General features: G+C 46.7%; 7 protein-coding genes, 1 tRNA gene and 3 rRNA genes. 5 read left to right on the forward strand and 6 right to left on the reverse strand.

The annotated features are described in order from the left end of the window. Nucleotides 1-172: 172 nt before the first annotated feature. Together QTO00_RS09885 and QTO00_RS09890 are read right to left on the reverse strand one after the other, a co-directional pair. A complete protein-coding gene (locus QTO00_RS09885) occupies nucleotides 173-1219 on the reverse strand; it encodes an MJ1255/VC2487 family glycosyltransferase (protein WP_331424598.1) in 1047 nt (348 codons plus the stop codon). Nucleotides 1220-1221: 2 nt separating this feature from the next. Further along, nucleotides 1222-1749 carry a phosphatase PAP2 family protein gene (locus QTO00_RS09890; RefSeq protein WP_331424599.1) on the reverse strand — a complete coding sequence of 176 codons (528 nt, stop codon included), beginning with the start codon at nucleotides 1747-1749 and terminating at the stop codon, nucleotides 1222-1224. A gap of 464 nt (nucleotides 1750-2213) precedes the next feature. Here QTO00_RS09890 and leuA point away from each other — a divergent pair, with 464 nt between their 5' ends. From leuA to QTO00_RS09915, 5 genes are all read left to right on the forward strand, one after another. After that, complete coding sequence (gene leuA, locus QTO00_RS09895; protein ID WP_331424601.1) at nucleotides 2214-3761, forward strand: 2-isopropylmalate synthase; 1548 nt, start codon at nucleotides 2214-2216, stop codon at nucleotides 3759-3761. 63 nt (nucleotides 3762-3824) lie between these two features. Beyond that, a complete protein-coding gene (leuB, locus tag QTO00_RS09900) occupies nucleotides 3825-4916 on the forward strand; it encodes a 3-isopropylmalate dehydrogenase (protein ID WP_331424603.1) in 1092 nt (363 codons plus the stop codon). A gap of 194 nt (nucleotides 4917-5110) precedes the next feature. Continuing rightward, the gene (leuC, locus tag QTO00_RS09905) at nucleotides 5111-6508 is read left to right on the forward strand and encodes a 3-isopropylmalate dehydratase large subunit (RefSeq protein WP_331424604.1); all 1398 of its coding nucleotides are present in this window, start codon (nucleotides 5111-5113) and stop codon (nucleotides 6506-6508) included. A 13-nt stretch (nucleotides 6509-6521) separates the two neighbouring features. Next, nucleotides 6522-7124: a 3-isopropylmalate dehydratase small subunit gene (leuD, locus tag QTO00_RS09910; RefSeq protein WP_331424606.1), complete on the forward strand. Its 603-nt coding sequence runs from the start codon at nucleotides 6522-6524 to the stop codon at nucleotides 7122-7124. Nucleotides 7125-7249: 125 nt separating this feature from the next. Next, nucleotides 7250-8032, forward strand: coding sequence for a DUF547 domain-containing protein (locus QTO00_RS09915; protein WP_331424607.1), 783 nt, complete (start codon nucleotides 7250-7252; stop codon nucleotides 8030-8032). 247 nt (nucleotides 8033-8279) lie between these two features. On the opposite strand, the gene rrf (QTO00_RS09920) is transcribed toward QTO00_RS09915, so the two are convergent. The 4 genes from rrf (QTO00_RS09920) to QTO00_RS09935 all read right to left on the reverse strand — a co-directional run bounded on the left by rrf (QTO00_RS09920) (nucleotide 8280) and on the right by QTO00_RS09935 (nucleotide 11560). Further along, nucleotides 8280-8395, reverse strand: a 5S ribosomal RNA gene (rrf, locus tag QTO00_RS09920). A 58-nt stretch (nucleotides 8396-8453) separates the two neighbouring features. Further along, a tRNA-Thr gene (locus QTO00_RS09925) sits at nucleotides 8454-8529 on the reverse strand. Nucleotides 8530-8594: 65 nt separating this feature from the next. After that, nucleotides 8595-8710: ribosomal RNA gene (gene rrf / locus QTO00_RS09930) — 5S ribosomal RNA — on the reverse strand. A 36-nt stretch (nucleotides 8711-8746) separates the two neighbouring features. Beyond that, nucleotides 8747-11560 (reverse strand): 23S ribosomal RNA (locus QTO00_RS09935). Nucleotides 11561-11580: the final 20 nt, after the last annotated feature.

Genomic DNA, 11580 nt, shown 5'->3' on the forward strand with positions numbered 1-11580 from the left:
TCATTATAAAAACTTATAATTAATGTATTTTTATAACAATACCTTATAGTTTTATCTCGAACCATAATGCAATCTACATCATTGGACCATACAGCGGGGCTATGATTGAGCTGACAAAACCAAAAACAGCATCAATAATTGATGCTGTTTACATGACAGTAGAAAACGTTTGCTATAGATTTGTCACGTAGTCTGGAAAGTCTACTTTCTCCCATAAGCGGCTTTTTAACTCGGACTGATCTTCCCAATTGCCTTGTTTTATCCATTCAACAATGGCGAGTGCAACATCAGGGTAACTAATACTTTCACAGTTAGAATCTTCAAGCCAATTTCGTACAGCTGAAGCATCGAGCGTTTTCATACAAGTCGCCAACCCCAGCTCTTCCAATGTCGCGACATTGCTAAGCTGCTCGAATTGCCCTGACAATGGTTTAAGCAATAATTTTTTCCCTAGCGTAAGAGCTTCAGATGGGAGTTCAAAGCCGCCATTGGCTATCACCCCCCGGCACCGATGAAGATGAGCCTGAAAAGATTTTAATCCCAACGGCATAAACTCAATATTGTCCATACGACTAGGCTCACTAATATCAGGGTGATAACAAACGAAGTTCTGAGTTGTGAAGCGAAGTAATAACTCTGATATATCCGTAACATCTTCAAAGGGCAAATAAACTAAAATAATAGGCTCTTCTGCCACTGTACTTTGATGAGTATGGATAATCGGCGGCAAAATAGGTTGGTCGAAATGGTACCAATGCAAACCGATGTGGTGGTCAGCAGGGGCAAAATGTTTTATTACTTGCATGTCAATCCAGCCAGCGCCTTGACACGGTACTGAGTATCGAAACGCGTTCTGATGACTAATACTAATGGAAGGAACCGCTTGTCTTTTTGCGGCCCACGCCGAAACAGGCTCAAAGTCATTAAGCACTAAATCATATCCCGATAGTTCAAGCTCGCTGACATCCCGCCAATATTGCCATAAGTTATTTGATAAACAGGTTTTAAAGTAGTTCACTGTGCCTTTGTCACTAACAAAAGAGAGCCCTCTTCGGGTTTGAAACTTGCCAAACGACTCCATAGAAAAGTACTGACTCTCATCTCGACCTGAAAACAGATAATCAACCTCCATTCCCGCATCAGATAAGCACTTAGCCATAGCTCTAGCTCGAGCAATGTGCCCATTCCCTGTCCCTTGAACGCCGTACAAAATCTTCATGCTTACCCCGCGACAATGGTTAAAACAAGCTGAGCACTACCTATGCCCAATAAAGCGCCAAGTAGAACATCAGTTAAAAAGTGAACGCCGAGTAAAATGCGTGAGCTTCCTATCAAGGTGGCCCAGACAAATGCAAAAGTCTCCAACTCAGCAAAATATACGCTGGTAATCGACGCCATTAAGAAAGCAGCTGCCGTATGCCCAGAAGGTAAGCTATAACGGTCAGATGGCGTTATAAAAGGTGTGACTAAGTCAGAAAGTTCTTTCGGACGGCGACGTTTGAACAGGTTTTTAGCCAGCCAATAGATAGGAAGCTCGATGGCAAAGGCTAACAAACCCGCATAGAGATAAAGTTTACCTTCAGTACCGGCGAACATATACGCTATCAGACCAAATACCGCATAGAGATGCCCATCGCCGGTGTGCGAAACTGCTTTACTCAAACGCGATACGGGATAGGTAAACTTATGCTGCAAGCAAAAAAGAGAGAACGCCAGATCAAATTTAGCAATAGGTTCTATAGAACGCATTCCCGACTCCTTTTATTAACGGTGTTGCGCTCAAATTAACGGGGCTTAATGACATCAAGGTGAAATTTTCGCAGTATTTCGATGACATAAAACTAGAATTAGGCACTGACTCCCATTTAGCTCGAAAGGCCATATTTTGACGGTTTTCTTACATTACTGATCTGACTTGAATAAAAAATCCACTTTAGTGGTTGACGTTCCCTCCTGAGTGCGGTACTAATTTGTTAACTTAATTTTGTGGATTATTTAACGCCCTCTAGGAACCGTTAACAATGATGAACCGTTTTTCTATCCTGCTGAGCCTCCTCCTTATCGTGACACAATCGCGCGGGTAGGCTGTGGAAGAAAAATAACCACACAGAATTACATAAGACCCGCACTGAGATGCGGGTTTTTTTATACAAAAATACTGGAAGTAAACGATTAACTGATGTGAAAAGCATCGAATCACTAAGGAAGCGAACATGAACGATCAAGTCATTATCTTCGACACCACTTTGCGTGATGGCGAACAAGCATTGTCAGCAAGCTTGACGGTTAAAGAGAAACTGCAAATTGCTTACGCGCTTGAAAGGCTCGGGGTTGATGTTATCGAAGCTGGGTTTCCAGTCTCTTCTCCTGGTGACTTTGAATCGGTGCAGACTATCGCTCGCAACATAAAAAATAGTCGGATTTGTGGTCTTTCACGTGCCGTAGCAAAAGATATTGATGCGGCAGCTGAAGCGCTAAAAGTTGCTGACCAGTTCCGTATCCATACTTTTATCTCGACTTCTACCGTTCACGTACAAGATAAACTTCGCCGTAGCTATGATGATGTAGTTGAAATGGGTGTTAGAGCGGTAAAACACGCACGTAATTACACCGATGATGTTGAATTCTCATGTGAAGATGCCGGCCGAACTCCAATCGATAATCTTTGTCGTATGGTCGAGGCGGCTATCGATGCGGGAGCAAACACAATCAACATCCCTGACACGGTGGGCTATACAGTACCAAACGAGTTTGGTGGCATTATTCAAACGCTATTTAACCGCGTACCAAATATCGATAAAGCCATCATCTCAGTCCACTGTCATGACGACTTAGGTATGTCCGTCGCCAACTCCATTGCAGCGGTGCAAGCAGGCGCACGTCAAATTGAAGGTACCATCAATGGTATTGGCGAGCGTGCAGGTAACTGTTCGCTAGAAGAGATCGCAATGATCATCAAAACTCGCCAAGAACTACTAGGCGTTCACACTGGCCTTAAACATGATGAAATTCACCGCACCAGTAAGTTAGTCAGCCAGCTTTGTAACATGCCAATTCAAGATAACAAAGCTATCGTAGGTGCAAACGCATTCAGCCACTCTTCAGGTATCCACCAAGATGGCATGCTTAAGAACAAAAACACCTACGAAATCATGACACCTGAGTCTATTGGTCTTAAAAACCAAGCGTTGAACCTAACCAGTCGCAGTGGCCGTGCTGCGGTGAAGAGCCACATGGACACCATGGGCTACAAAGAAGATGAGTACAACCTAGACGCGCTATACGAAGACTTCTTGAAGCTAGCGGATCGCAAAGGCCAAGTATTTGATTATGACCTAGAAGCCTTGATGCACTTCTCTAACCTTCGCGAAGAGGACGATTTCTACAAATTGAACTACCTAAGCGTGCAATCAGGCAGCGTTATGGCGACAACAAGTATCAAACTTCAGTGCGGTGACCAAGAGCAAGCCGAAGCTGCGGTAGGTAATGGTCCGGTCGATGCGCTTTACCAGTGTATCTATCGAGTAACCGGATATGATATTGTTCTAGATAAGTTTGATCTAACCGCTAAAGGTGAGGGTGAAAATGGTCTAGGCCAAGCGGATATTATTGCTAACTACAAAGGTCGTAAGTACCACGGAACTGGCGTTTCGACCGATATCGTTGAAGCTTCCGGGCAAGCGTTATTGCATGTTATTAACAGCATCCACCGCGCCGATAAGATCGCCGAGATCAAACAGAGGAAAATTGAAACAGTATAAAAGACTCCAGGGACGCGAGTCGTCCCTTGAATCGATAAAAAATATAAATATTCAAGGACTAACATGACAGACAACACTTACAAAATTGCCGTTTTACCAGGAGACGGTATTGGCCCAGAAGTAATGGCACAAGCCCACAAAGTGCTAGATGCTATCGAAAAGAAACACAGCATTAGCTTTGCACGTGATGAGCACGATGTTGGTGGTATCGCCATTGATAACCACGGCTGCCCACTTCCAGAAAGCACAGTAAAGGCATGTGAAGATTCTGATGCAGTACTTTTCGGCTCAGTTGGCGGCCCAAAATGGGAACACCTACCACCTAACGATCAGCCGGAACGCGGGGCACTGCTTCCACTTCGTAAACACTTCCAGCTGTTCTGTAACCTTCGTCCAGCGCAAATCCACAAAGGCCTAGAGGCGTTTTCCCCTCTACGTGCTGATATTTCCAGTAATGGCTTCGATATTGTGGTAGTTCGTGAGCTAACTGGCGGTATCTACTTTGGCCAACCTAAAGGCCGTGAAGGTGAAGGCGCTAACGAGAAAGCGTTCGACACTGAGGTTTACCACCGTTTCGAAATCGAGCGTATCGCTAAAATTGCTTTTGAATCTGCTCGCCTACGCCGTAAAAAAGTATGCTCTATAGATAAAGCCAATGTACTGCAAAGCTCTATCCTTTGGCGTGAAGTAGTAGAAGAGATCGCAAAAGACTACCCAGATGTTGAGCTTTCACACATGTACATCGACAACGCAACCATGCAGCTAATCAAAGACCCTGCGCAGTTTGACGTGATGCTTTGCTCAAACATCTTCGGCGATATCATCTCTGATGAGTGTGCGATGATCACCGGCTCTATGGGTATGCTACCTTCAGCGTCACTTAATGAAAGTAAGTTTGGTCTATACGAGCCAGCAGGCGGTAGTGCTCCAGACATCGCAGGTAAAAACATCGCAAACCCAGTTGCACAGATCCTTTCTGCTGCACTAATGCTGCGTTACAGCCTAGGCGAAGAAGCTGCCGCTCAAGACATTGAAGCTGCGGTATCTAAAGCGCTATCAGCAGGTGAACTGACTGGCGACCTATCAGGCGACAAACCAGCACTATCGACTTCAGAGATGGGCGATAAAATCGCTGAGTACATCCTGAACTCATAATTACTGAATACACAAACACAACAGATTAAAGTCGTCATTAATAATACTAACCCAATGGCAGAGGCACTTCCTCTAAGTCATTGGTGTTGCGACAAGGCAGCGATATCAATCAGACTTGGGAGTTTACACTAAATGACCAAGCTGATTGAGAGAAGCTAACACAGTTGCAGTGACAAGGACGACGAGGAAGAGCAATGGGCAAAACATTATATGAAAAAGTCTACGACGCGCACGTCGCCGTAGCCGCTGAGGGTGAGAACCCTATTTTATACATCGACCGCCATCTGGTTCATGAAGTAACGTCGCCTCAAGCATTCGATGGTCTGCGAGAGAAAGGTCGTCAGGTTCGCCAAGTCAGCAAAACATTTGCGACTATGGACCACAACGTTTCAACACAAACTAAGGACATTAACGCTTCCGGTGAGATGGCACGTATCCAGATGGAAACGCTATCTAAGAACTGTGAAGAGTTTGGTGTCACCCTCTATGACATCAACCACAAATACCAAGGTATTGTGCACGTTATGGGGCCAGAGTTAGGTATCACTCTGCCGGGTATGACCATTGTTTGTGGTGATTCGCACACAGCAACACACGGTGCATTTGGTTCTCTTGCATTCGGGATCGGCACTTCAGAAGTAGAGCACGTGCTAGCGACTCAAACGCTAAAACAAGCACGTGCAAAAACCATGAAGATCGAAGTAAAAGGTAAGGTAGCGCCGGGCATTACTGCAAAAGATATCGTCCTAGCCATCATCGGCGAAACGACCGCAGCGGGCGGTACTGGCTACGTAGTTGAGTTCTGCGGTGAAGCAATTACTGATCTTACCATGGAAGGTCGTATGACAGTGTGTAACATGGCGATCGAGCTAGGTGCGAAAGCAGGCCTAATCGCACCAGATGAAACCACTTTTGAATACATCAAAGGTCGTAAGTTTGCTCCGCAAGGTGAAGATCTAGAAGCAGCGATTGAATACTGGTCGTCACTTAAAACGGATGACGACGCCGAGTTTGACGCAGTAGTCACACTAAACGCCGCTGACATCAAACCACAAGTCACATGGGGAACAAACCCTGGTCAGGTTATCTCTGTTGATACACCAATTCCGGATCCGGCAAGCTTTACTGACCCTGTAGAGAAAGCGTCAGCAGAGAAAGCTTTAGGCTACATGGGCTTACGAGCTGGTACTAAGTTATCTGACTATCCGGTCGACAAGGTATTCGTTGGCTCTTGTACTAACTCTCGTATAGAGGATATGCGCGCAGCGGCTGCAGTTGCCAAGGGCAAGAAAGTGGCGTCTCATGTTCAAGCGCTAATTGTTCCAGGTTCTGAACAGGTAAAAGCTCAAGCTGAAGCTGAAGGTCTAGACAAAGTCTTTATCGATGCAGGTTTTGAATGGCGTCTACCGGGCTGTTCTATGTGTCTTGCAATGAACAATGACCGCTTAGGTCCTCAGCAGCGCTGTGCTTCTACCTCAAACCGTAACTTTGAAGGTCGCCAAGGTCGTGACGGTCGCACCCATTTAGTCAGCCCAGCAATGGCCGCAGCCGCAGCAATTGCTGGTCACTTCGTTGATATTCGTGAACTATAAGAGGAGTAAAAATATGTCAGGCTTTAAACAACATACCGGCTTAGTTGTTCCTCTAGATGCAGCGAATGTCGATACAGATGCTATTATCCCCAAGCAGTTTCTACAGAAGGTTTCTCGTCTAGGTTTCGGTAAGCACTTATTCCACGATTGGCGCTTTCTCGATGACGCTGGCGAGCAGCTAAACCCAGAATTCGTAATGAATGCACCTCGTTACCAGGGCGCTTCTATCCTGCTAGCTCGCGAAAACTTTGGCTGTGGCTCGTCTCGCGAACATGCGCCATGGGCACTGGCGGATTACGGCATCAAAGCGATGATTGCTCCAAGCTTTGCCGATATTTTCTACGGAAACTCAATCAATAACCAAATGGTTCCAGTACGCCTAACCGAGCAAGAAGTGGATGAAATCTTCCAGTTCGTTGAAGCAAACGAAGGGGCAGAAGTTGAAGTGGACCTAGAAGCAAATTTAGTACGAGCTAACGGAAAGGAGTACTCGTTTGAGATTGATGAGTTCCGTCGCCACTGCCTACTCAACGGCTTAGACAACATCGGCCTAACTCTTCAACATGAAGACAAAATTGCGGCTTTTGAAGCAAATATTCCAAGCTTCCTCAAGTAACCCGCAAATTGATACCAAATAGACAAAAGGTTAGCTTCGGCTGACCTTTTTTGTTTTGTCGCGAAACAAACTCTGTAGTAACTAGGTCTATTCACATAAGCACTTTTAAATTAGGACGCCACCGGATGATACGCATCATTACTTTGCTACTGACCATTATCTCTTTCCAAACTTTCGCCGCCCCTAAATCAGAGCTTTGGCCGTTATGGAGCAAGTCAGATGAAACCAACACCAGTGTTATCTCTCATCAACCCTGGCAAAAGTTTTTAGACAAGTATCTAGTGTCATCAGGAGAGAATACCCTAGTCAAATACGCAGATGTCACTAACGATGATAAACAGCAGTTAAAAGCCTATATTGCTCACCTATCTATCTATGACCCTCGAGCGTATAGCAAAGCCGAACAGTATGCTTATTGGGTCAACCTCTACAATGCCATCACAGTAGACCTGATCCTTGAAGAGTATCCCATTAAGTCAATCACTAAGCTAGGTGGACTATTTAGCTTTGGGCCGTGGGGAGAGTATGTGATCACTATTAACGGTCATGAGTTAACCCTCAACGATATCGAACACCGAATCCTACGACCTATATGGAATGACCCTCGTACTCACTATGCGGTTAACTGCGCGAGTTTAGGTTGCCCTAACCTGCAATCACAAGCGTTTACCGCTGAAAACAGCGAGCAACTACTAGAGAAAGCCGCCAAAGAGTTTATTAATAGCGATAAAGGGGTTCTTCAATCCAACGGTAAAACTCAACTTTCTTCCATCTACGATTGGTTTGCCGATGATTTTGGCAATCCGCAGGATTTGATTCAGCACTTAGCCAAATACCATCCAGAGCTAGCGAACCTTAGTGGTAAGTTTAGTTATGAATATGATTGGGACTTGAATGAACAGAAGTAGAGCTCAATGACTGAGCTGGGGAACTTGGCAAAAAGTCGAATACGCGAGGCGATGATGTTTCTTAAGCAAAATCCCCCTTCTCGACCATGGATACAAAACTTGCGTGACCGTATATATCAACATGACAGATATTTTGCGTAGAAACATTGTCGCCATTGTGCCCCGAAGAATTGGGGATGACATTTCTGCCCAAACTTCGGGTACGAAAAAGCCCTAACATCGCTGTTAGGGCTTTGTCTAATTAAGAACCTGGCAATGTCCTACTCTCACATGGGGAAGCCCCACACTACCATCGGCGCTAATTCGTTTCACTTCTGAGTTCGGCATGGAATCAGGTGGGTCCAAATCGCTATGGTCGCCAAGTAAAATTCTTTACGTTTTGCTTTAAGCTCTTATCGAAAAGCATAAAACAAACAGTAAATGGTGCTGATACCCAGACTCGAACTGGGGACCTCATCCTTACCAAGGATGCGCTCTACCACCTGAGCTATATCAGCATCAAGATGTCCCTTTAGGACTAAAAAAGCCCGTTTTTACAAACGGGCTCTTCGATAAATTTAAAGCCTGGCGATGTCCTACTCTCACATGGGGAAGCCCCACACTACCATCGGCGCTAATTCGTTTCACTTCTGAGTTCGGCATGGAATCAGGTGGGTCCAAATCGCTATGGTCGCCAAGCAAATTTTGTTTAAGTTCCTAGAAGCTAGTTCTTGTATGGTTAAGCCTCACGGGCAATTAGTACAGGTTAGCTCAATGCCTCACAGCACTTACACACCCTGCCTATCAACGTTCTAGTCTCGAACAACCCTTTCCGAACTTAGCTACCGGGCAATGCGTCTGGCGACACAACCCGAACACCAGAGGTTCGTCCACTCCGGTCCTCTCGTACTAGGAGCAGCCCCCTTCAATCTTCCAACGCCCACGGCAGATAGGGACCGAACTGTCTCACGACGTTCTAAACCCAGCTCGCGTACCACTTTAAATGGCGAACAGCCATACCCTTGGGACCGACTTCAGCCCCAGGATGTGATGAGCCGACATCGAGGTGCCAAACACCGCCGTCGATATGAACTCTTGGGCGGTATCAGCCTGTTATCCCCGGAGTACCTTTTATCCGTTGAGCGATGGCCCTTCCATACAGAACCACCGGATCACTATGACCTGCTTTCGCACCTGCTCGAATTGTCATTCTCGCAGTCAAGCGGGCTTATGCCATTGCACTAACCTCACGATGTCCAACCGTGATTAGCCCACCTTCGTGCTCCTCCGTTACTCTTTGGGAGGAGACCGCCCCAGTCAAACTACCCACCAGGCACTGTCCTCAACCCGGATAACGGGTCTAAGTTAGAACATCAACACTACAAGGGTGGTATTTCAAGGACGGCTCCAACGATACTGGCGTACCGTCTTCAAAGCCTCCCACCTATCCTACACATGTAGGGTCAATGTTCAGTGCCAAGCTGTAGTAAAGGTTCACGGGGTCTTTCCGTCTAGCCGCGGGTACACTGCATCTTCACAGCGATTTCAATTTCACTGAGTCTCGGGTGGAGACAGCGTGGCCATCATTACGCCATTCGTGCAGGTCGGAACTTACCCGACAAGGAATTTCGCTACCTTAGGACCGTTATAGTTACGGCCGCCGTTTACCGGGGCTTCGATCAAGAGCTTCGACCTAAGTCTAACCCCATCAATTAACCTTCCGGCACCGGGCAGGCGTCACACCGTATACGTCATCTTACGATTTTGCACAGTGCTGTGTTTTTAATAAACAGTTGCAGCCACCTGGTATCTGCGACTCTCAATAGCTCCATCCGCAAGGGACTTCACCGTCAAGAGCGTACCTTCTCCCGAAGTTACGGTACCATTTTGCCTAGTTCCTTCACCCGAGTTCTCTCAAGCGCCTTGGTATTCTCTACCCGACCACCTGTGTCGGTTTGGGGTACGATTCCTTACAATCTGAAGCTTAGAGGCTTTTCCTGGAAGCATGGCATCAATGACTTCACTACCGTAGTAGCTCGACATCGTGTCTCAGCCTTAAAGAGAGCCGGATTTACCTAACTCTCAAGCCTACGCACTTGAACCTGGACAACCGTCGCCAGGCCCACCTAGCCTTCTCCGTCCCCCCATCGCAATTGTAAGAAGTACGGGAATATTAACCCGTTTCCCATCGACTACGCCTTTCGGCCTCGCCTTAGGGGTCGACTTACCCTGCCCCGATTAACGTTGGACAGGAACCCTTGGTCTTCCGGCGAGGGGGTTTTTCACCCCCTTTATCGTTACTCATGTCAGCATTCGCACTTCTGATACCTCCAGCATGCTTTACAACACACCTTCAACGGCTTACAGAACGCTCCCCTACCCAATACATAAAATGCATTGCCGCAGCTTCGGTTTATAGCTTAGCCCCGTTACATCTTCCGCGCAGGCCGACTCGACTAGTGAGCTATTACGCTTTCTTTAAATGATGGCTGCTTCTAAGCCAACATCCTAGCTGTCTAAGCCTTCCCACATCGTTTCCCACTTAGCTATAATTTGGGACCTTAGCTGGCGGTCTGGGTTGTTTCCCTCTCCACGACGGACGTTAGCACCCGCCGTGTGTCTCCCGGATAGTACTTACTGGTATTCGGAGTTTGCAAAGGGTTGGTAAGTCGGGATGACCCCCTAGCCTTAACAGTGCTCTACCCCCAGTAGTATTCGTCCGAGGCTCTACCTAAATAGATTTCGGGGAGAACCAGCTATCTCCAGGTTTGATTGGCCTTTCACCCCTAGCCACAAGTCATCCGCTAATTTTTCAACATTAGTCGGTTCGGTCCTCCAGTTGATGTTACTCAACCTTCAACCTGCCCATGGCTAGATCACCTGGTTTCGGGTCTATATCCAGCAACTCGACGCCCAGTTAAGACTCGATTTCTCTACGGCTCCCCTAGATGGTTAACCTTGCTACTGAATATAAGTCGCTGACCCATTATACAAAAGGTACGCAGTCACAGGACAAGCCTGCTCCTACTGCTTGTACGTACACGGTTTCAGGTTCTATTTCACTCCCCTCACAGGGGTTCTTTTCGCCTTTCCCTCACGGTACTGGTTCACTATCGGTCAGTCAGTAGTATTTAGCCTTGGAGGATGGTCCCCCCATATTCAGACAGGATATCACGTGTCCCGCCCTACTCGATTTCACTGATGATGAGATGTCGGTTACGGGGCTATCACCCTGTATCGCGCCACTTTCCAGAGGCTTCACCTGTCTCATTAAAAGCTTAAGGGCTAGTCCAATTTCGCTCGCCGCTACTTTCGGAATCTCGGTTGATTTCTTTTCCTCGGGGTACTTAGATGTTTCAGTTCCCCCGGTTCGCCCTGTTGAGCTATGTATTCACTCAACAGTAATACCTTATGGTATTGGGTTTCCCCATTCAGAAATCCCAGACTCAAATGGTTGTTACTACCTAATCTGGGCTTATCGCAAGTTACTACGTCTTTCATCGCCTCTGACTGCCAAGGCATCCACCGTGTACGCTTAGTCACTTAACCATACAACCCCAAAGGGTCTT

Origin of the sequence: Vibrio sp. M260118 (genome assembly GCF_036533755.1) — a bacterium.
Taxonomy (GTDB): domain Bacteria; phylum Pseudomonadota; class Gammaproteobacteria; order Enterobacterales; family Vibrionaceae; genus Vibrio.

Coding starts and splice junctions, on each gene's coding strand:
- QTO00_RS09885 (WP_331424598.1), bottom strand. CDS start 1,219: ATGAAGATTTTGTACGGCGTTCAAGGGACAGGGAATGGGCACATTGCT.
- QTO00_RS09890 (WP_331424599.1), bottom strand. CDS start 1,749: ATGCGTTCTATAGAACCTATTGCTAAATTTGATCTGGCGTTCTCTCTT.
- leuA (WP_331424601.1), top strand. CDS start 2,214: ATGAACGATCAAGTCATTATCTTCGACACCACTTTGCGTGATGGCGAA.
- leuB (WP_331424603.1), top strand. CDS start 3,825: ATGACAGACAACACTTACAAAATTGCCGTTTTACCAGGAGACGGTATT.
- leuC (WP_331424604.1), top strand. CDS start 5,111: ATGGGCAAAACATTATATGAAAAAGTCTACGACGCGCACGTCGCCGTA.
- leuD (WP_331424606.1), top strand. CDS start 6,522: ATGTCAGGCTTTAAACAACATACCGGCTTAGTTGTTCCTCTAGATGCA.
- QTO00_RS09915 (WP_331424607.1), top strand. CDS start 7,250: ATGATACGCATCATTACTTTGCTACTGACCATTATCTCTTTCCAAACT.